The following is a 20892-nucleotide window of genomic DNA, read 5'->3' on the forward strand; positions in this document are numbered from 1 at the left end:
GATCGCCTCAGCCGGCGCGGCGGATCGCGCGCCGCCTTCCTGCTTCATTTCTTCGCAGCGCCAATCAAATCATCCGCAAGCACGCACGTCGCCCCGGCAACGCCGGGGCGGCGGTATTCGCACGCGCCACGCACAGCGCACGCCGACACGATTGGCAAGCGCCTTAACATCTTGTTTCCGAATTGTTGGAACATCGCGGGCGATGCGCACTCAGACTGGATCGTAGTACCTGTTGAAATCCGATTCACGAATCACGACCAGAGGGAGATAACGTGAAATACTTACCGCTCATCGCATTGATCGTGGCAACTTCGGCCAGCGCCGCGGGCGCCGATGTCCAGAACGTGGGACAGAGCCAGAAACCCGCGCCGGACGTCTCGGCCTGCATTGCGAAGACCTGGGCCGACAAGTCGCAACAACAGGTCGTCACGCAGAACGTGCTCGCGAACGGTCTCGCCGCTGACGTCTATGTGCCGGGCCAGCAGCCGCCGAACGGCGCGGCCGCGGTCGTGCGCCCCGCATTCTCGGGCAACGCGAAGACCTGGGTCGGCTTCCGCGCGGGCAGCGGCTCGGCGGACGGCGCGGCCGCGGGCGACATCAACAGTTGCCTGTAACGCCCGACGTGCCGGCGCTGCCGGCATGACATGAACCGAAACGCCGGCGCGACACGTCGCACGCAACGGCCGCCGACGCCGCTAACGATCCCGCTTCGCGCGCAACGCCGCGCGTCGCGCGCGGCTCTCGGCCGACCAGACTTCGTCTGACGAGTAGTACTCGGGAACGGCGCGGGCGTCGGGCGGCAGGATCACCCACGGCTGCTTCGACGACGTGAAGATATGAATGTCGGGCGGCAGGCGGTCCGGCTCGTCGAGCGTGCCGACGCGAACGAAGCTCACCGCGCTGCCGCCGCCCGCATAATGGCTCCACACCGCGATGCGGCAGTGCGGGCAGCGCGCGATCTTCTGGCCCTTGCCGCTGTTCGACGGCGTATCGACGATGTCGACTTCGCCGCGCAGCAGCAGCAAGCGGTCCGATTCGATCAGCGCGTTCAGCGCGAACGCCGTGCCGGTTTCCCGCTGACACCAGCGGCAATGGCAGCAATGCACGATGAGCGGCCGGGATGTCATCCGGTAGCGCACTGCGCCGCATGTGCAACCACCTTCGTAGATCGGGGAATCGTCGGTTTGCATGCGTCGCCTCGCTTGAAAAGGGTACGATCGCCATTGCTTCGCGCAATGCGATGATCCCCCTTCGCGCGATGCCTGTGAAGTGCCCGCCTCAAGTGCCCGCCCGTTTTCCGCGGCACGCCAGACGCGCCGAGCCGCGCGACGAATCTGCGAAATCCCCGCGATCGGTGGCATGATATCGACCTTGCGCGTCATTACATCCACCTGCATCCGAACATGTCGAACCTGATCGTCCACGGCGGCGCCCCGCTTCGCGGAGAAATCACGCCGTCCGCCAACAAGAACGCCGTCCTCCCCATCCTGTGCGCGACGCTCCTCACCGACCGGCCGCTGCGGCTCGTCGGCGTGCCTGACATCACCGACGTCCGCAAGATTCTCGACATCTTCCGCACGCTCGGCAGCGATGTCGCGATCGACTACGCCACCGGCGTGCTCGACCTGCACCATCGCGCGACCGCGTTCGATCCGGCCGTGCACCGGCTGCCGGAGGAGATGCGCTCGTCGATCATGCTGGTGCCGCCGCTCCTCGCGCGCTTCGGCGTCGCACGGCTCGAGAACGACGTGAAGGGCTGCACGCTCGGCGTGCGCGAGATCGATCCGCACGTGGAAGTGTTCGAGCGCTTCGGCGCGCGGATCGAGCGCACGTCCGATTCGCTGATCGTGCGCGCCGACGGCCCGCTCACGCCGAATCATCACTGGCTCGACTACGCATCCGTCACGACGACCGAGAACTTCGTGCTGTGCGCGGCGTCGGCGAACGGCACGTCGACGCTCGTCAACGCCGCGTCGGAGCCGCACGTGCAGGAGTTCTGCCGGTTCCTCGCGATGCTCGGCGTGCCGATCGAGGGCATCGGCACGTCGCATCTGAGCGTCCAGGGCGGCCGCGCGCTCGCGGGCGGCGAATACCGCTTCAACGAGGACTTCCACGAAATCGCGACGTTCCTCGCGCTCGGCGCGATCACGGGCGGCGACATCGCGGTGCGCAACGGCTCGCCCGAGCAGTTCCCGCTGATCGACCGGACCTTCGCGAAGTTCGGCGTGCAGGTCAAGCACGAGAACGGCTGGTCGCACGCGCTGCGCGACGGTCCGCTGAAGGTCAAGCAGCCGTTTACGCGCAACATCCTGACGAAGGTCGAGGCCGCGCCGTGGCCTTACCTGCCCGTCGATCTGCTGCCGATCTTCATCGCGCTCGGCGTGCAGGCGCAAGGCAGCGTGATGTTCTGGAACAAGGTCTACGACGGCGCGATGGGCTGGACGGGCGAGTTGTCGAAGTTCGGCGCGCACGTGTTCCTCTCCGACCCGCATCGGCTGATCACGTTCGGCGGGCTGCCGCTCAGCCCGGCGCGTGTCGAGAGCCCGTACATCATTCGCGTCGCGATCGCGCTCTTGATGGTCGCGGCGAGCATCGACGGACGCTCGGAGATCCTGAACGCGCAGCCGATCCGGCGCGCGCATCCGCACTTCGTCGAGAATCTGCGCTCGGTCGGCGCGAACGTCGAGTGGACGAGCGGCGAATGAGCCGGCGCGCGGCAGCGCGCGCACGCTCGCGCGAACCGCGACGTGCGCGCGCCGCCGCCGGCCGGCCGCCTACTTGAGCCTGCCCGACAGGAACTGCGACAGCCGCTCGCTCTTCGGATTGACGAGCACGTCCCGCGGATGTCCCTCCTCTTCGATCCGCCCCTGGTGCAGAAAGATCACGTGATTCGACACGTTGCGCGCGAAGCCCATCTCGTGCGTGACGACGATCATCGTTCGCCCTTCTTCCGCAAGCGCCTGCATCACTTTCAGCACTTCGCCGACGAGCTCCGGGTCGAGCGCCGACGTCGGCTCGTCGAACAGCATGACTTCGGGCTCCATCGCGAGCGCCCGCGCGATGGCGACGCGCTGCTGCTGGCCGCCCGACAGGTGCGACGGATACTTCGCCTCGACGCTCGGCGCGAGCCCCACCTTCCGCAGATACTCGCGCGCCCGCGCCTCGGCCTGGGCGCGCGACAGGCCGAGCACGCTGACGGGCGCCTCGGTCACGTTCTCGAGCACCGTCATGTGCGCCCACAGGTTGAAGTGCTGGAACACCATCGCGAGCTTCACGCGCATCCGCTGCAATTGCTTCGGATCGCCGATTTTCGGCGCGCCGCGCCGGTCGCGCGTCACGCGGATCGACTCGTCGCCGAGCGTGATCGTCCCCGAGCACGGCTGCTCGAGAAAATTGATGCAGCGCAGGAACGTGCTCTTTCCCGAGCCGCTCGAGCCGATGATGCTGATCACGTCCCCCGCCTTCGCCTGCAGCGAGATGCCCTTGAGCACTTCGTTGTCGCCGAACTTCTTGTGCAGGTCATCCACCGTCAGCTTGTACATTCGCCGTCGTCCCTGATCGTATTTGATCGTCGTTGTGCTTCGTTGATCGATACCGCCCGCGCGCGACGCGCGCATCAATGCCCCTGCGGCCTCAGGTACGCGAGCCAGCGCGCTTCCATCCGGCGGAATATCCAGATCAGCGCGAACACGACGACGGCATACAGCGCGGCCGCGATCCCGTACGCCTGAAACGATGCGTAGGTGGCCGAATTGACGTCGCGCGTGACCTTCAGGATGTCGGGCACCGTCGCCGTGAACGCGAGCGTCGTCGCATGCAGCATCAGGATCACTTCGTTGCTGTAGCTCGGCAGCGCGCGGCGCAGCGCCGACGGCAGGATCACCCGCGTGTACAGCTTGAACCGCGACATCCCGTAGGCGAGCCCCGCCTCGATCTCGCCCGGCGACGTCGATTTGATCGCGCCCGCGAAGATCTCGGTCGCGTATGCGCATTCGTTCAGCGTGAACGCGAGCAGCGTGCAGTTCATCGCGCTGCGGAAGAAGCCGTCGAGCCATGCGTGGTCGTGCACGACGCTCAGGCTGTAGATGCCCGTGTAGCAGAGCAGCAGTTGCACGTAGAGCGGCGTGCCGCGGAACACGTACGTATAGAGCCAGACCGGGCCCGACACCGCGCGGCTGCGCGACGCACGCGCAATCGCGAGCGGCACCGCGAGGCCGAAGCCGAGCCCGATCGACACGACGAGCAGCCATAGCGTGATCGCGAGGCCGCTCAACCGATAGCCGTCGCTGAACAGGTAGTTCTGCCAATATTGACCGATGATCTGAATCACAGCGCCAGCCTCCGCACGCCCGCCGAATAGCGTTTTTCGAGGTACATCAGCACGAGGTTCGACAGCGTCGTGATCGCCAGATAGATCGCGCCGGCCGCGAGCGTGAAGAAAAAGAAGTTCAGCGTGCTCTTGCCGGCGTCCTGCGACGCCTTCACGACATCGGCCAAGCCGATGATCGACACGAGCGCGGTCGCCTTCACGAGCACCTGCCAGTTGTTGCCGATGCCGGGCAGCGCGAAGCGCATCATCTGCGGGAACATGATCCGCGCGAACACGCGCCACGAGCCCATCCCGTACGCGAAGCCCGCCTCGAGCTGGCCGCGCGGCACCGCGAGGAACGCGCCGCGAAACGTCTCGGTGAAGTAGGCGCCGTAGATGAAGCCCAGCGTGACGATGCCGGCGACGAATGGGTCGATGTCGATCTGATCGACGCCGAGCATGTCGGTCGCATCGTTCAGCAGGATCTGGATGCCGTAGAACAGCAGCAGCATCAGCACGAGATCCGGCACCGCGCGAATCAGCGTCGTGTAGAACGTGCCGACGCTCGCCAACGCGCGATTGGACGACAGCTTGGCGGCTGCGCCGGCAAGCCCGAGCGCGAGCGACGCGGCGAGCGACAGCACGGCGAGCTTGACCGTCTCGACCGTACCGGCCCACAGCAGCGGGCCGAAGCCTTGAAAGAGCATCTGCGATTTCCTCGATGTGCGCGGGCGCGGCGCGCTGCCGCCGCGAAGCGGGCGCGCAACCTGTCCGCCGGGTTTCCGGGAGTTGACGAACTGTTTCGATGCGGCGATTCCGGCCGCGCCGAAGTTGTATGTACAACTTTGCGTCGGCCGATTTTGCCCGGCAATCCGTGTTTTTCTCTAATGCCCGAACGGCCGCATCATGCTCAAGCGCGACGCGCGGGCGGCGGCAGGCGTTCTTCGGGAGCGCGAAGCAATTCTGTGACGCGATGGGCGATCCGGTACGTTCGCGCGCACGGTTGCCTGCGAAAAAAAGACCTCCGGGCGATCGGCGGACATCCTCTCTTTCCGCACCGCGCGACGCACGCGTCAGAAGGTATGCATCATCCCGACATACGCGCCCGTCTGCGATTCTCCCGCGAGCGGGCTCGTGTTCGGCGTCGCGTCGCGCGGCGTCGCGAGCAGCGAGAAGTTCGAATTCCCGCCGTTGCGCACATAGGCGAGCGTGCCGTACAGGAACGTGCGCTTCGACAGGTTGTAAGTCGTCCCGAGCGCATACATGATCGCGTGGCCGGACGGATCGTGCGACGCATCGCCGCCGTCGCCGCCGCGCACGCGCACGTAGTAGCCGCCGCCCGTCACCGCCCATTGCGGATTCGCCTGATACGTCGCGCCGAGCCAGAAGTGATCGGCGCGATCCGCGAGGCCCGCCGGCGTATCGGGCGCGGAGTAATGCGTGTACGCGCCCTGGATCTTGAACTTCTGCACCTTCACGTTCGCGCCGATGAAATATTCGCGCGAGCTCGAGAAGATGTTGCTCATCCGGCCGTTGCTGTCGCGCAGTTCGTCATAGATCCCGCGCACGTCGAGCATCGGCGAGTGATACGAGATCATCACGCCGTCCGAGCGGCCGAAGTCGCCCTGCGCGCCGTAGTTGAAGCCGCGCGACTGATTGCCGAACGCATACTGCGCCTGCACGTCGAAGCCGCCGAACACCGGGCTGTGATACTCGACGTTGTTGCTCGTCTGCTGCCAGTTGCGCCCGCGTACGAGCGACGCCGACGAAAACGCCTGCTGGACGAACGGATCGAATTCCCACACGCCGTCGCTGTCGATGAAGAGGTTGCGGCCCGCCTGCAGCGTGCCCCACGTGTCGTTCTTCAAGCCGACGTACGCGCGCCGCGACCACATCCGGCCGCCGCCCGTCGTGCCGTTCATCACCTGGAACGCAGTCTCCAGGTTGAAGATCGCCGACGTGCGGCCGCCGAGATCCTCGGCGCCCTTCAGGCCGAACATGCTCGTGCCCCAGTCGCCGCTCTCGGCGCTCCAGCGCGACGAGCTTCCGCCCGAAGGATTCGCGATGTGATTCAGATATTCGACGCCGCCGTCGACGCGGCCATAAAGCGTGACGCTCGTCTGCGCGCAAGCGAGCACCGGCCCGGCCGCGACGAGCGCGACCATCATTTTTCTCGATTGAAAACCCATTGTTCTCCGCCTGTTGTCTTCTCTCAGGTTCACAACACGTCCGGCACGCCGCTCAGCCGCGATCGAGCGAATAGCGTCCGGGGCCAGCCGCGCACAGGGCGAACAAGCCGCCCGTGATCGCGAGGTTCTTGTAGAAGTGGATCATCATGTTCATCTGCTCGGCAGCAGGCATCGACCAGTAGTGATGGCCGATGAACGCGGTGCCGATCGTGTAGAGGCCGAGCAGCAGCGCGAGCGGCCGCGTGCAGAAGCCGATCAGGATCGCGATGCCGACGAAGAACTCCATCGCGATGGCGACGACGGCCGCGATCGACGGCAGCGGCGTGCCTTCCGCGGTCATGAACTGGACCGTGCCCGAGAAATTCAGCAGCTTCTCCCAGCCGAAGATCACGAACAGGATAACGAGCAGGATGCGGGACAGCAGCAGAAGAAGGTCTTTTTGAGGCGCAAGGAAAGCTTGTCTCATTGTCGTTTGGAGCCGGAAGCGGGCGCCGTGCGCGGTGCGACGACGCGTCGCGCACGTGCCGGTTGCGAACCGAGGCGGCGCGCGATGCGCCGCCTCCCTGTCGACTGCGACCTGCCACCGGACGGCCGCCCGGTGCGATGCCGTCCTCCCCGATCGCCGGATAACCGAGTCGTACGTTACTGCGCGGCGCGCAGCTTCGCAACGTCCTGCTCGCTCACCTTCGCCGCCGGATTGCCGAATTGCGCGGTCAGGTAGTTCGCGAGCGCGGCGATCTGCGCGTCCGACAGCTCGTGCCGGAACGCCGGCATCCCGACGTCCTCGTTGCCCGCCTTGCGCGCGACGCCGTTCAGGATCACCTGCACGAGATTCGTCGGATTCGGCGCGCCGACCGTCGAATTGTGCAGGAGCGACGGATAGTAGCCGTCCGGCGTGCCCTTGCCCTGCATCTGGTGGCAACTCGCGCAGTTGCCGAGATAGAGGCGCGCGGGATCGATGCCCGTCGCGGCGAGCGCGACGCCGCGCAGCCGGATTCCGTCCTCGGCCGGCTTGCCCCATGCGGAGCGCGCCTTCGCGGTGCCGTCGGCGACGGCGGGCACCGTGCGGATGTACGTCGCGATCGCGCCGATGTCCGCATCGGTCATCTGCGAGAAGCTGTGCTCGACCGCCTCGGCCATCGGCCCTCCCGCCTGCGCGAGACCCGGCACGCTGCCCGTGCGCAGATACTGGACGAGCTGCTGCTGCGACCAGCCGCCGATCCCCGCGTTCGGGTCCGACGTGATGTTGTAGCCGTCCCAGCCGGACAGCACCGAGCCCGCGAGGAAGCTGCCGCCCGTTTCGTCGAGCGACTTCTCCTGCAGCGTGACGGCGCGCGGCGTGTGGCACGTGCCGCAGTGCGCGAGGCCCTGCACGAGATACGCGCCGCGGTTCCATTCGACGCTGCGCCCCGGCTTCGGCTGGTACGCGCCTTCCTTCAGGAACAGCAGGTTCCAGATCTTGAGCGGCCAGCGCATGCTCAGATACCACGGGATGTCGTTCTTGCGCGGCGGCTGCCTGACCGGCTCGACGCCATGCATGAAGTACGCATAGAGCGCCTTCACGTCGTCGTCGGTGATCTTCGCATACGACACGTACGGCATCGCCGGATACAGGTTGTCGCCGTTCTTCGCCACGCCGTGACGCACCGCGCGCTCGAAGTCCGCGAACGTCCAGTCGCCGATGCCCGTTGCCTTGTCGGGCGTGATGTTCGTCGTGTAGATCGTGCCGAGGACGGGCGCGCGCATCGGCAAGCCGCCCGCGAACGGCTTGCCGCCCTTCGCCGTGTGGCACGCCATGCAGTCGCCCGCGACGGCCAGATAGCGGCCGCGCTCGACGAGCGCCGCGTCGGCGGAAGGCGCGGCGGCCGCCGCGCTCGACAGGCCGGGCAACGCGAGGCAGCCGGCCAGCACGAAGGAAAGCGTTCGTTTCAGCATCAGATTTCCTTCTTCAACTGGTCCGAGATCCGCAGCGCGAGCGCCGCGATCGTCAGCGTCACGTTCACCGTGCCGACCGTCGGCATCGTCGCGCTGCTCGACACGAACAGGTTCGGATGGTCGAACGTGCGGCAATCCTTGTCGACGACCGAATCGCGCGGGTCCGCGCCCATGATCGTCGAGCCGGTGATGTGGTTGTTCGGCGCGAACTCGTCGTTGAACGCGACGTCGGTGCCGCCCAGCACCTGCGCCGCCGTCGCATACACTTCGCGCGTGTGCACGGCGCCGCGCTTCACGTAGTCGTCGATCCGGTACGTGATCTCCGGGCGCGGAATGCCGAGCGCATCGGTCGCCGTCTTGCTCGGCACAATGCGGTTCTCGGGCTGCGGCAGGATCTCGTGGAAGCAGTCGAACTGCACGTAGCGCGCGGCGCGGTCGCGGATCTGCGCGTCGAGCTCGGCGGGCTTCAGCAGCTTGCCGGCCTTGAAGATCTTCTGCGTCTCCTGGTCGATGCGCGACAGGTTCGACAGATGGATCTTCTTCGCCGCCTCGGTCGCGCGAAACGCTCCGTCGCGAAAGCCGATCAGCGACGTCATCTCCTGCGGGCCGCGGCCCGGCCACAGCTTCTCGCTCGCGTAGAACGACACGCCCGTGCCCGGGTGGTCCATCAGGTTGCGGCCGACCATGTCGGAACTGTTACCGACGCCGTTCGGGAAATCGCGGCTCGTCGACATCAGCATCAGCTTCGGCGTCTCGATGCCGTTCGCGGCGAGCACGAAGTACTTGCCCTCGACGCGGTGCTCGACGCCCTTCGGGTCCTTGTAGAGCGCGGCGACGATCTTCTTCCGCGGGCCCACCTCGAGCTTGTGGACGACCGCGTTCTCGATCAGCTTCGCGCCCGCCTGCTCGGCCTTCTCGACGTGGACGACGCCGTTGTACATCGCGCCGATCGGGCAGATCGGCATGCAGTTGTTGTTCCCGCAGCAGGTCGGCCGGCCGTCGTATGGACGGCTGTTGCGCGCGACGGGCTCGGTCACGACGTGGTACTTCGGGTCGTGTTTGTTGAGCGCGGTCTTGATCGTCCGCTCGTTGTAGGACAGCGGCAGCGGCGGCATCGGGTACGGCGCCTTGCGCGGCGACAGCAGATCCTCTTCGGCGCCCGGCCCCCAGACGCCCAGCTCTTCCTCGGCGCGCTGATAGTCATGCTCGAGATCGTCGTACTGGATCGGCCAGTCGCGGCCGACGCCGTACACGGTCTTCATCCTGAAGTCGTTCGGAATGAAGCGCCACGCGGACGCGGCCCAATGCCACGTCGTGCCGCCCACCGCGCGGATGTACTGCGAGTTGAACTTGTGCTCGCCCTTGAGCACGAGGTAGTCGTTCGGCGGCTCGTATTCCGGATGCGGCGCCCACGCGCTCGACGGATACGGCGCCATGAAATCCATCTTGTCCGGCTGGTTGCGGAAGCGCTCGACGATTTCCCAGCGCGGCATCCGCGGGCCGGCTTCGAGCAGGATCACCGATTTGCCGGCCATCGCGAGCTGATGCGCAACGATCGCGCCCGCCACGCCCGAGCCCACGACGACGACGTCGGCTTGTTGTGTATCGGCCATCAGGCTTGCCTCTCGATCGGTTTGTCGGCCCAGAAGCCGGGTTTGTTGGGGCAGTACGAGCGGATCACGAGCGTGTCGGACACGACGCCGAACATCAGCGCTTCCTCGTACGTCACCACGACGTTGTCGACGATGCCGAGGTACCACGCTTCGAGAATGCGCAGCGCGAGGGCTTCCTGATCGGGCGTGAGCGTGTTCGCGGCGAGCGCGCCGGCGAGCTTCGGCAGCCCGTCGCCGAACTCGAACGAACCTTTCTGCAACGCGCGCAGCAGCCGTTCGCCGACCGCGCGGTTCAGGCCGGTCTTGCCGGTCAGCGCCTCCGACAGCGTCATGAACGCGTCGAGCGGCGCGGCGCTCGGCGCACCGGCGAGCGCGCGCAGCGTCAGCGAGCCGGCAAGGCCCAATGCGCTCAACGCAAGCGAGCGCTGCAGCCATTGGCGTCGGGTGAGCCCCCCACCCGTGGGCTCGTTCGCGTCGATCGAGCGACGCGCGTGGGGATTGGTGTCGTTATTCATCGTTCCTTCTCTCTGGCGCCGGGTTCGGGAAAACGAGTCTTGATATTTCTCAAACCACGGCGCGGACCCGCAATGTACGCGTTCGTCGTGATTTGAACAATCCCTTTATAGTTCATCGAATCGTTTTGCACTCCCTTGCAATGCGGGTTCCGGCGGCTTTTTCAGTTTTTGCAAGAAATTGTTTCGTAATGTGGCGTCGCAGCGCTCGGATTGTCCGCAATACGCAGCAGTGCGACATGAAAGGATCGGGAAGCCGCGCATCGATCGTTGCTCGAACGGGCGCGCATGGGGCGTGCGGTGCGGTCCGCGCTTTTCCGCTTCGGCCAGTGCCCGCCTCCGCTCGATCGTTGCGCTGGCGATTCCTCGAATGCCGGCTTCCATGACGCCCGCCCGGTCGATCTTCCGATGCGCACCGGCGAGCTCGCGCGCGACGGTCGCCCCGCGGGCGACACCAGCGCATGCCGCCGCCATCCCGGCCGCGCATTCGATTGCCTGTTTTATACGGCCGTTCTCGGTTTTCCGCGCTTATCTCAAAATTGTCCTCAAACCGGCGGGTTCCCTACACCCAAAATGCTCGTACTTTTGTACGACAAGCGACTATATTTTCGGAAAGACTATCAAGAATTGTTAAAAGCAGCCGTTACCCACACCAGTATCTCCGATCGGGCATCGCGCGAGCCCGACGGTTTCAGGACAAGACCTGGCGACGTATCGGGATGCGACGAGGAATGAGGTTCGTGCTCGCGAAGCCTCCACGCCACGGGTCTTGACCGCGTTGACCGCGCATGCGGTATCGAACTGAAGAGTGGAGAGGCTCCATGAACAAGAAACGTAGCAATCCTGAACAGATGCGGATGGGCCAGGTCCGCGCCGTCGCCGGCATTCTCTCCATGTCCGTCCTCGTTGCGCTCGCCGGCTGCGGCGGCGGAGGCGACGGAGGCGGAAGCGGCACGCCGTCGGCAGCCGCCCAGCCGACGACGCCCGCGCCGGCTCCGTCGCCCGCGCCGAGTTCGGGCTCGTCGCAATCCACGACCTCATCGACCTCGACCACGGCCTGCCCTGTCACGCAGGCCGCATCGACTGCCGCAAGCGAATCGCTCGTCACCCGCGCCGTTTCGCACGACGCGAGCGTCGATCATCTGATCGTCAAGCTGCAAAGCGCATCGGCGACGACGGCATCCGGTGCGCGCATCATGGCCGCGACGAACGACGCGGCGCGACTGGATTCGGTGATTCAGCGCGTGATGTCGCAATGGAACGCGAAGAGCGTCGCCGTTCGCTCGTATGCGCAGAACGTCGCGGCGACGAACGCGGTGCAGGTCGAGCGGACGATGTCGGACGGCGCCGCGCTGCTCGCGCTCGGACAAAAGATGAGCGCGGATAACGCCGGCGCTCTCGCGCAAACGTTCGCGGCCGATCCGGACGTCGCATACGCGGAACCCGACCGGCGCGTATTCGCCCGCACGACGGCAACCGACCCGAGCTACGCGCAGCAGTGGAACTACTTCGATCCGACGGCCGGCATCGACCTGCCGAGCGCATGGGCCGTGACGACCGGCCTGCCGAGCGTCGTCACCGCGGTGCTCGACACTGGCTATCGCCCGCATCCGGACATCATCGCGAACCTGCTGCCCGGCTATGACTTCATCTCCGACATCAACACCGGCAACAACGGCCACGGCCGCGGCCCGGACGCGACCGACCCGGGCGACTGGCTCACGCAGCAGGAGCTGACCGATCCGTCGAGCCCGTTCTACCAATGCGCGAGCGCGCCGTCGAACAGCAGTTGGCACGGCACGCAGGTCGCCGGCATCATCGGCGCCGCCGCGAACAACGACATCGGCATCGCGGGCGTCAGTTGGTACGGCAAGATCCTGCCCGTGCGCGTGCTCGGCAAGTGCGGCGGCACGACGAGCGACATCGCCGACGCGATGCGCTGGGCGGCGGGCATCCCCGTCACCGGCGCGCCGACGAACCTCACGCCAGCGAAGGTGATCAACCTGAGCCTCGGCGGCACCGGCCCGTGCGGCGACACGTTCCAGCAAGCGATCAACGACGTGATCGCGCGCGGCGCGACCGTCGTCGTCTCGGCCGGCAACGACGGCCAGGCGACGACGATGGACCGCCCGGCGAATTGCAAGGGCGTGATCGCGGTCGGTGCAACCGACAGCACCGGCCAGCGCGCGTGGTACAGCAACTTCGGCTCGGACATCACATTGAGCGCGCCGGGCTCGAACATCCTGTCGACAACCAATGCGGGCACGACGGTGCCGACCGCCGACGCGTACGGCACGCACAGCGGCACGAGCCTCGCCGCGCCGCAGGTGGCGGGCGTCGCCTCGCTGATGCTCGCGGTCAACCCGAACCTGACGCCCGCGCAGATCGCGCAGAAGCTCGCGAGCACCGCGCGGCCGTCGCCGTCGACGACGTCCTGCCTCGCCCGCGCACCGGGTGCGGGCATCGTCGACGCAGGCACGGTGGTTGCGTCCGCAACGAAATAGCCGTGCGGCGCGCGGCGCGATTCACGCGGCGGCCGCCCGAACGGGTGGACCGTTCGCGTTCGCCGCCGTGCGACGGCGGCCCGCGCAAACCCGCCGTAAAAAACTTGACGCTTCGCGCGCTGACCCTTTACCATCGCCCCGTCTTGATACTTGGAGTGTTCCGTGAACACCGATGCGAGTTGTAGCCGGTCCCGCACCGGCTTGACTGCTGACTGAGGCATTCGCGCAGAGCCCCACGCTTCTGCCGCATCCCGGCCAGCAGGATGCCGCGTCTTTCCGGCCATCCCGGCCCGATCTTCCCGCCACGATTTTCCGAACGAACGACGCATGCGGCGCAATGCGCGCATCGCACGCGCTCGTTCCCGAGATGTACGGCCCGCGCCGTGCATGCGCGTGCACGCACGCTCGCGCGCGCATCGGTTCCGCATGCGCGCCCGATGCGCGGCACTCCCGCCGCACGCCCTTTCGCGTCCGGCCAACAATCGACAGGAGTCCAGATGGAAGCAGACGACAGTAGCCGATTACCGCTCGCCGGCGTCATGCCGCGCGGCGCATGCGGCGTGCGCGTCACGCCGGCCGCGTCGGCGAGCGAATCCGATTTCCTCTTCATTCAGCCGAACGCGCGCGACGCGAAGCGGCGGGAGACGCTCGTCCGTCGGTGACGTCGGCGCTCCCCGCTCGCCGCGCGCGACACACGGAGCGACCGATGACACAACGCACTCCTTCGAAACACAGGCAACGCGGATTTCTCCATTACGGCGCGCGGGGCGACGGCGACGATCGCCTCCCGATGCGCATCGAGTACGAGTCCGCGCAACCGCTCGCCGACACGCTCGCGAACCTCCACACGAGCGAGCGCGGCCTCACGACGTCCGACGCAAAAGAGCGCCTGCTGCGCGACGGCCCGAACGAAATCGCACACGACAAGCCGCCGCACTGGAGCCGGCAGTTGCTCGCATCGTCGAACAATCCGTTCGTCTACGTGCTGCTCGTGCTCGCCGCGATCAGCTTTCTGACCGACGTCTACTTCGTCGCCCCCGACGATCGCGACTACGTGAAGATCACGATCCTGCTTTCGATGGTGACGATCAGCGTGCTGCTGCGCTTCGTGCAGGAATTCCGCTCGCTGCGCGCGGCCGAAAAGCTCAAGGCGATGGTTCGCACGAGCGCGACCGTGCATCGCCGCACCGACGGCGCGAGCGCGCCGATCAGGCACGACGTGCCGATGCGCGACGTCGCCGTCGGCGACATCGTGCATCTCTCGGCGGGCGACATGATTCCCGCGGACGTGCGGCTCATCTCGTCTCGCGATCTCTTCATCAGTCAGGCGGTGCTGACGGGCGAGGCGCTGCCCGTCGAGAAGTACGACACGCTCGGCGCCGTCGCGCAAAAGTCCGCCGATGAGGCGAACCGCCACGGCGGCGGCGATGCCGGGCGCATCGATCGCCCCGGGCAAGGCGGCTCGCTGCTCGATCTCGCGAACGTGTGCTTCATGGGCACCAACGTCGTGAGCGGCACCGCGACCGCGGTCGTCGTCGCGACGGGCGGCGACACGTACTTCGGCGCGCTCGCGAAGAACGTGATCAGCCACAAGCGGATCGAGACGAACTTCGATCGCGGCGTGTCGAGCGTCAGTTGGCTGCTGATCCGCTTCATGCTCGTGATGGTGCCCGTCGTCTTCATGATCAACGGCCTCACGAAAGGCGACTGGCTGAGCGCACTCACGTTCGCGCTCGCGGTCGCGGTCGGCCTCACGCCCGAGATGCTGCCGATGATCGTCAGCGCGAACCTCGCGCGCGGCGCGGTCGCGATGGCGCGGCGCAAGGTTGTCGTCAAGCGGCTGAACTCGGTCCAGAACCTCGGCGCGATGGACGTGCTCTGCACCGACAAGACGGGCACGCTCACGCAGGACAGGATCATCCTCGAGCATCATCTCGACGCGTCCGGCCGCAACAACGAGGACGTGCTGCGGCTCGGCTGGCTGAACAGCTTCCATCAGAGCGGCCAGAAGAACCTGATCGACATCGCGATCGTCGATCGCGCGAACCAGCTCGGCGACCGGATCAGGCCGCAGGGCTATCGCAAGATCGACGAGCTGCCGTTCGACTTCGTGCGGCGGCGCCTGTCCGTCGTCGTCGAGGACCCGCGCGGCGCGCATCTGCTCGTCTGCAAGGGTGCGGTCGAGGAGATGCTCGCCGTCTCGACGCACGTTCAGGACGACGAAGGCATTCACCCGCTCGATTTCGTCGCGCGCAAGCGGCTGCTCGCGCAGGCGAACGCGTACAACGAAGACGGCTTTCGCGTTCTGATCGTCGCGACGCGCACGATCCCCCGCGGCGACGAACGCGCGCAGTACCGGACGGCCGACGAGCGCGAGCTCGTCGTGCGCGGCTTCCTCACGTTCCTCGATCCGCCGAAGGAATCGGCCGCGCCCGCGCTCGCCGCGCTGCGCGAGAACGGCATCGCCGTGAAGGTGCTGACGGGCGACAACCCGGCCGTCACGCTGAACGTGTGCCGGCAAGTCGGCCTCGAGCCCGGCAGGCCGCTCGTCGGCGCCGAAGTCGAGGCGCTCGACGACGCGGCGCTCGAGAAGGCGGTCGAGCGCACGACGGTGTTCGCGAAGCTCACGCCGCTGCAGAAGGCGCGGATCGTCAAGGCGCTGCAGGCGAACGGCCACACGGTCGGCTTCCTCGGCGACGGGATCAACGACGCGCCCGCGCTGCGCGACGCCGACGTCGGCATCTCGGTCGACAGCGGCGCGGACATCGCGAAGGAAACCGCCGACATCATCCTGCTCGAGAAGAGCCTGATGGTGCTCGAGGAAGGCGTGATCAAGGGCCGCGAGACGTTCGGCAACATCCTCAAGTACCTGAACATGACCGCGAGCTCGAACTTCGGCAACGTGTTCTCGGTGCTCGTCGCGAGCGCGTTCCTGCCGTGGGAGCCGATGCTCGCCGTGCAGATGCTCGTGCTGAACCTCATCTACGACACCTCGCAGATGCTGCTGCCGTGGGACAAGATGGACCCCGAGTTCCTGAAGAAGCCGCGCAAGTGGGAAGCGAACAACATCGGCCGCTTCATGCTGTGGGTCGGGCCGACGTCGTCGGTGTTCGACATCACGACCTACGTGCTGATGTGGACCGTGTTCGGCGCGGGCGCGCTCTACCACGCGCAAGGCGGCGCGGGCGGCCAGCTCGTGATGAACTCCGGCTGGTTCGTCGAGAGCCTCGTGTCGCAGACGCTCGTCGTCCACCTGCTGCGCACGCAGAAGATTCCGTTCCTGCAGAGCACCGCGTCGCTGCCCGTGCTGCTGTCGACGACGATCGCGATCGCGATCGGCTGCTGGCTGCCGTTCTCGCCGTTCTCCGAAGCGCTCGGCTTCATCCGCCTGCCCGGCAGCTACTGGCTGTGGCTCGTCGCGACGATGGCGGGCTACATCGCGCTCGCGCAGATCGTGAAGACGCTCTACGTGCGCCGCTACAAGCGGTGGTTCTGACGCGACGCGCTCCATTTTGCATCCCGGCCGGCGCACGCGGCGCGCGCCGGCCGTTCGTCTCATCGAAGGTGACGCCATGAAAAGAATGCTTCCGCTCGCCGGCAGCAGCCGTGGCTTGACGGCGGGGCGGCCTTCGGACTTGCGGATCGCGGATCTGCGGATCGGTGGCCGCCCCGCTCCTTTTCGCGCCGTCCGTCGCGTCGCGTTTGCGTGCGCCTCTGCGCTGCGCGACGCTGTCGCCGTCGCCGCTTCAAGTTTCTTCACGTCGCGCGGCCGCGTCGCCGCCGAACGGCGCATCGCACACGAGCGGCGCCGGTCGCGCCGCCCGCGCATTCCACACGTCGTCATCGCAATGTTCGCCGCATGCGCCGCGCCCGTCATGCGTCACTTCCCTCTTCGCGCCTCGCCGTCATCGTTTCGCGCACACCGCGGCCAGCCGCCCGAGCGTCTTCACCGCCGCCTCGATCTGCGGCGACCACGGATAGCTGTAGTTCAGCCGGATGCAGTGCCGATACGCGGGCGTCGTCGAGAACATGTGCCCCGGCCCGAGCGTGATCTTCTGCGCGAGCGCGAGCCGGTACAGCTCCATCGCGTCGACGCCGTCCGGCAGCTCGATCCACAGCACGTAGCCGCCGCGCGGCTGCGACAGCCGCGTGCCGTCCGGAAAGAAACGCCGCACGAGCGCCGCCATCATGCTCGCCTGCTGCGCGTAGAGCTTGCGAATTCGCCGCAGATGGTGATCGTAGCCGTCGTGCTTCAGGTACTCGGCGATCGCGAGCTGGTCGATCGCGGGCGTCGCGAGCGTGTTCAGGAACTTGAGCTTCTCGACCTCGTCTCGGTAGCGCCCCGGCATCGCCCAGCCCACCCGGTACGCGGGCGACAGGCTCTTCGAGAACGACGCGCAATGCAGCACGAGCCCGCGCGTATCGAACGCCTTCAGCGTGCTCGGCCGCTTGGCGCCGTAGTACAGCTCGTGATAGACGTCGTTCTCGATCGCCGGCACGTCGTGCCGCGCGAGCAGCTCGACGAGCGCGCGCTTGCGCTCGTCCGGCATCAGGAAGCCGAGCGGATTCTGGAAGTTCGGCATCACCATGCACGCGGCGACGCGCTCGCCCGCGAGGATCCGCGCGAGCGCGTCGATGTCGATGCCCTCGCCCGGATGCGTCGCGACTTCGATCGCGCGCATCCCGAGCCGCTCGATCGCGTGCAGCATCGCATAGAACGTCGGCGATTCGACGGCGATCGTGTCGCCCGGCTTCGCGACCGCCTGCAGGCACAGATTGATCGCCTCGGTCGCGCCGATCGTCACGACGATATCGCCCGGATCGACCGCGACGCCGCCTTCCAGATAGCGGCGCGCGATCTGCCGGACCAGCTCCGGATTGCCGGGCGGCAGATCGTCGATCACGCCCCAGCGCGTGCGCCGCCGCGCGATCGCGTGCGCGTGCCGCGCGATCCGCTGCGCGGGGAACGGCGTCGCGTCCGGATATGGCGAGCCGAGCGGCACCGCGTCGTCGCGCGCGATCGAGCGCAGCGTCGACAGCACGAGCCGGCTCACGTCGACAGCCGACGATACCGCGACGGGCGCTGACGCATGCAGCGCGAGCTCCGGCGCGTCCTGCCGCGCGCGCACGAAATAGCCGGACTGCGGCCGGCTCTCGATCGCGCCGCGGCTCTCCAGCACCAGGTACGCGCGCACGATGGTCGTGATGCTGAGCCGGTGCTGAAGGCTCGCCTGCCGCACCGACGGAATCCGCTCGCCCGGCCGGTAGACGCCGCGCCGGATCATCGCGTCGATGTCGTCCGCCAACTGCTCGTAACGCTTCATCGCTCGCTCCGCTCGTTCGTTTGTCGATATGCAAGAGTACAGTTTCTTGACGCAACGCACCAGATTAAAGAACTGTGCTCTTTTTCTTTCCGGCGAGGTGTGCCCCCGGCCTGTGCCGCAGCGCGCGTACGCTTCGTTGCGTCGCCGTCCCCAACCGGCGCTCTGACTCTACGACACATGAAAACCAAGGAACCCGACGCGCGCATCGCGCCGTACGCCCATCCGGCGGGCGGCTGGGGCGCGCTCAAGTACGTCGCGATCAACCTGTTCAAGGAAAAGGTGCCGGGCGGCAACTACCGGGCGCTGTTGCGCCAGAACCAGCCGGACGGCTTCGACTGCCCCGGCTGCGCATGGCCCGATCGCGAACATGCGTCGACGTTCGAATTCTGCGAGAACGGCGTGAAGGCCGTCGCGGCCGAGGCGACCGCGAAGCGCGTGACGCCCGCGTTCTTCGCCGAGCACACGGTGAGCTCGCTGTTCGATCAGTCCGACTACGCGCTCGAGCAGCACGGCCGCCTGACCGACCCGATGGTCTACGACGCCGCGACCGACCGTTACGTGCCGATCGCCTGGGACGCCGCGTTCGAGCTGATCGCGAAGCACCTGCGCGCGCTCGGCGATCCGCACCGCGCGGCGTTCTACACGTCGGGCCGCGCGAGCAACGAGGCCGCGTTCCTGTACCAGTTGCTCGTGCGCTACTACGGCACCAACAATTTCCCCGACTGCTCGAACATGTGCCACGAGGCGACGAGCCGCGGGCTGCCGGCCACGGTCGGCGTCGGCAAGGGCACGGTCACGCTCGACGATTTCGAGCTGGCCGACACGCTGCTGATCTTCGGCCAGAATCCGGCGACGAACCATCCGCGGATGATGGGCGAGCTGCGCGCATGCGCGAAGCGCGGCGCGACGATCGTGTCGATCAATCCGCTCCGGGAGCGCGGGCTCGAACGCTTCGCGAGCCCGCAGCATCCGGCCGAGATGCTGACGATGTCGAGCACGCCGATCGCATCGACATTCGTGCAGCCGTGCGTCGGCGGCGATCTCGCGCTGCTCAAGGGCGTCGCGAAGCGCGTCGTCGAGCTCGACGACGCGGCGCGCGAACGCGGCGGCGCGCGCGTGCTCGACGTCGACTTCATCGCCGCGCACACGGCCGGCTTCGACGCGTTCGCGGCCGACCTGCGCGCGCAAGACTGGGCCGCGCTCGTCGCGGAAAGCGGCGTGCCGTACGAGCAGATCGACGCGCTCGCGCAGATCTACGTGCGCGGCGAGCGCGTGATCGCGACGTGGGGAATGGGCATCACGCAGCACAAGCACTCGGTCGCGACCGTGCACATGCTGTCGAACCTGATGCTGATGCGCGGCAACATCGGCCGGCCGGGCGCGGGCCTCTGCCCCGTGCGCGGGCATTCGAACGTGCAGGGCAACCGCACGGTCGGCATCGAGGAAAAGCCATCCGACGCGTTCCTCGACCGGCTCGGCCGCGCGTTCGATTTCGCGCCGCCGCGCGGCCACGGCTACGACGTCGTCGAGACGATCGAGGCGATGCTCGACGGCCGCATCGGCGTGTTCATCGGCCTCGGCGGCAACTTCGCGATGGCGACGCCCGATACGCCGCGCACGTGGCAAGGGCTGCGCCGTTGCGATCTCACCGTCCACATCACGACGAAGCTGAACCGCAGCCATCTCGTGCACGGCCGCGAAGCGCTGATCCTGCCGACGCTCGGCCGCACCGAGATCGATCGGCAGAACGGCGTCGCGCAGGGCGTCACCGTCGAGGATTCGATGTGCATGGTTCACGTGTCGTATGGGATGAACCAGCCGGCTTCGCCGAACCTGCTGTCGGAGATCGCGATCGTCGCGCGGCTCGGGCACGCGCTCTTCGGCGGCGACAAGATCGACTGGCTCGGCTACATGAACGACTACGCGAAGATCCGCGACGCGATCGAAGCGAGCATCGAAGGCTTCGACGGCTACAACGCGCGGATCGCGCGGCCGGGCGGCTTCCATCTGCGGGTTGCGTCGCGCGAGCGCGAATGGCTCACGCCGAGCGGCCGCGCGAACTTCATCGCCCACGCGCTGCCCGTCGACACGCCGATCCGGCGCGCCCGCGCGCGCCACGGCAAGCGGCTGATGACGCTGATGACGACGCGCTCGCACGATCAGTACAACACGACGATCTACGCGCTCGACGACCGCTATCGCGGCGTGTTCGGCCAGCGGCGCGTCGTGTTCGCGCACCCCGACGATCTCGCGATGCTCGGCTTCGAAGCGGGCGAGCGCGTCGATCTCGAAACGGTATGGGACGACGGGATCGAACGGCGCGTCGAAGGTTTTCTGCTCGTCGCATACGACATTCCGCGCGGCTGCCTCGGCGCGTACTACCCGGAGACGAATCCGCTCGTGCCGCTCGACAGCGTCGGCGACGTCTGCAACACGCCGACGTCGAAGTCGATTCCGGTGCTGATGCACCGATCGGCAAGCGGCGCTCAGCGCGCGGCATGACGCG

Annotated in this window: 18 protein-coding genes; 7 read left to right on the forward strand and 11 right to left on the reverse strand. The window is 67.1% G+C overall.

The features are described from left to right. The first annotated feature begins 272 nt into the window (after window positions 1-272). Window positions 273-614, forward strand: coding sequence for a hypothetical protein (locus tag AQ610_RS25755; RefSeq protein WP_009914906.1), 342 nt, complete (start codon window positions 273-275; stop codon window positions 612-614). A gap of 81 nt (window positions 615-695) precedes the next feature. On the opposite strand, the gene AQ610_RS25760 is transcribed toward AQ610_RS25755, so the two are convergent. Beyond that, the gene (locus AQ610_RS25760) at window positions 696-1190 is read right to left on the reverse strand and encodes a GFA family protein (protein WP_009914905.1); all 495 of its coding nucleotides are present in this window, start codon (window positions 1188-1190) and stop codon (window positions 696-698) included. A 213-nt stretch (window positions 1191-1403) separates the two neighbouring features. Here AQ610_RS25760 and AQ610_RS25765 point away from each other — a divergent pair, with 213 nt between their 5' ends. Beyond that, window positions 1404-2705 carry a UDP-N-acetylglucosamine 1-carboxyvinyltransferase gene (locus tag AQ610_RS25765; protein ID WP_006027342.1) on the forward strand — a complete coding sequence of 434 codons (1302 nt, stop codon included), beginning with the start codon at window positions 1404-1406 and terminating at the stop codon, window positions 2703-2705. A gap of 69 nt (window positions 2706-2774) precedes the next feature. Here the strand turns inward: AQ610_RS25765 and AQ610_RS25770 are convergent, their stop codons facing one another. The 9 genes from AQ610_RS25770 to AQ610_RS34865 form a co-directional block, all read right to left on the reverse strand. Then, window positions 2775-3542 (reverse strand): ABC transporter ATP-binding protein, encoded by a 768-nt coding sequence (locus AQ610_RS25770; protein WP_009914904.1) that lies wholly within the window; start codon window positions 3540-3542, stop codon window positions 2775-2777. A 74-nt stretch (window positions 3543-3616) separates the two neighbouring features. Further along, window positions 3617-4330 (reverse strand): ABC transporter permease, encoded by a 714-nt coding sequence (locus AQ610_RS25775; RefSeq protein WP_006027344.1) that lies wholly within the window; start codon window positions 4328-4330, stop codon window positions 3617-3619. Continuing rightward, window positions 4327-5016 (reverse strand): ABC transporter permease, encoded by a 690-nt coding sequence (locus AQ610_RS25780; RefSeq protein ID WP_006027345.1) that lies wholly within the window; start codon window positions 5014-5016, stop codon window positions 4327-4329. The genes AQ610_RS25775 and AQ610_RS25780 overlap by 4 nt, the downstream gene beginning before the upstream one ends. A 366-nt stretch (window positions 5017-5382) precedes the next feature. Next, complete coding sequence (locus AQ610_RS25785) at window positions 5383-6498, reverse strand: porin (RefSeq protein ID WP_009914900.1); 1116 nt, start codon at window positions 6496-6498, stop codon at window positions 5383-5385. 52 nt (window positions 6499-6550) lie between these two features. Beyond that, complete coding sequence (locus AQ610_RS25790; RefSeq protein ID WP_006027347.1) at window positions 6551-6964, reverse strand: DoxX family protein; 414 nt, start codon at window positions 6962-6964, stop codon at window positions 6551-6553. Window positions 6965-7140: 176 nt separating this feature from the next. After that, complete coding sequence (locus tag AQ610_RS25795; protein WP_006027348.1) at window positions 7141-8433, reverse strand: cytochrome c; 1293 nt, start codon at window positions 8431-8433, stop codon at window positions 7141-7143. Further along, complete coding sequence (locus tag AQ610_RS25800) at window positions 8433-10046, reverse strand: GMC family oxidoreductase (protein WP_006027349.1); 1614 nt, start codon at window positions 10044-10046, stop codon at window positions 8433-8435. Before AQ610_RS25800 ends, AQ610_RS25795 begins: the two co-directional genes overlap by 1 nt. After that, on the reverse strand, window positions 10046-10561 hold the full coding sequence (locus tag AQ610_RS25805; RefSeq protein ID WP_009914898.1) for a sugar dehydrogenase complex small subunit: 516 nt from the start codon (window positions 10559-10561) through the stop codon (window positions 10046-10048). The genes AQ610_RS25800 and AQ610_RS25805 overlap by 1 nt, the downstream gene beginning before the upstream one ends. Before the next feature lie 105 nt (window positions 10562-10666). Further along, window positions 10667-10942, reverse strand: a complete 276-nt coding sequence (locus AQ610_RS34865) for a hypothetical protein (protein WP_144411884.1) — start codon at window positions 10940-10942, stop codon at window positions 10667-10669. Window positions 10943-10966: 24 nt separating this feature from the next. Between AQ610_RS34865 and AQ610_RS34870 the strand changes: the two genes are divergently transcribed. From AQ610_RS34870 to mgtA, 4 genes are all read left to right on the forward strand, one after another. Continuing rightward, complete coding sequence (locus AQ610_RS34870) at window positions 10967-11293, forward strand: hypothetical protein (protein ID WP_231748994.1); 327 nt, start codon at window positions 10967-10969, stop codon at window positions 11291-11293. An 86-nt stretch (window positions 11294-11379) separates the two neighbouring features. Next, window positions 11380-13062: a S8 family peptidase gene (locus tag AQ610_RS25810; protein WP_009914896.1), complete on the forward strand. Its 1683-nt coding sequence runs from the start codon at window positions 11380-11382 to the stop codon at window positions 13060-13062. Window positions 13063-13559: 497 nt separating this feature from the next. After that, a complete protein-coding gene (locus AQ610_RS37000) occupies window positions 13560-13724 on the forward strand; it encodes a hypothetical protein (RefSeq protein WP_197417880.1) in 165 nt (54 codons plus the stop codon). 44 nt (window positions 13725-13768) lie between these two features. After that, window positions 13769-16558: a magnesium-translocating P-type ATPase gene (mgtA, locus tag AQ610_RS25815; protein WP_009914894.1), complete on the forward strand. Its 2790-nt coding sequence runs from the start codon at window positions 13769-13771 to the stop codon at window positions 16556-16558. 409 nt (window positions 16559-16967) lie between these two features. Here the strand turns inward: mgtA and AQ610_RS25820 are convergent, their stop codons facing one another. Then, entirely contained in the window at window positions 16968-18386 is a 1419-nt protein-coding gene (locus AQ610_RS25820) for an aminotransferase-like domain-containing protein (protein WP_006027353.1), read from the reverse strand. Window positions 18387-18563: 177 nt separating this feature from the next. Here AQ610_RS25820 and AQ610_RS25825 point away from each other — a divergent pair, with 177 nt between their 5' ends. Beyond that, on the forward strand, window positions 18564-20888 hold the full coding sequence (locus AQ610_RS25825; RefSeq protein WP_006027354.1) for an FdhF/YdeP family oxidoreductase: 2325 nt from the start codon (window positions 18564-18566) through the stop codon (window positions 20886-20888). The last annotated feature ends 4 nt before the right edge of the window (window positions 20889-20892 follow it).

The sequence above is a fragment of the Burkholderia humptydooensis genome (assembly GCF_001513745.1).
GTDB lineage: Bacteria > Pseudomonadota > Gammaproteobacteria > Burkholderiales > Burkholderiaceae > Burkholderia > Burkholderia humptydooensis.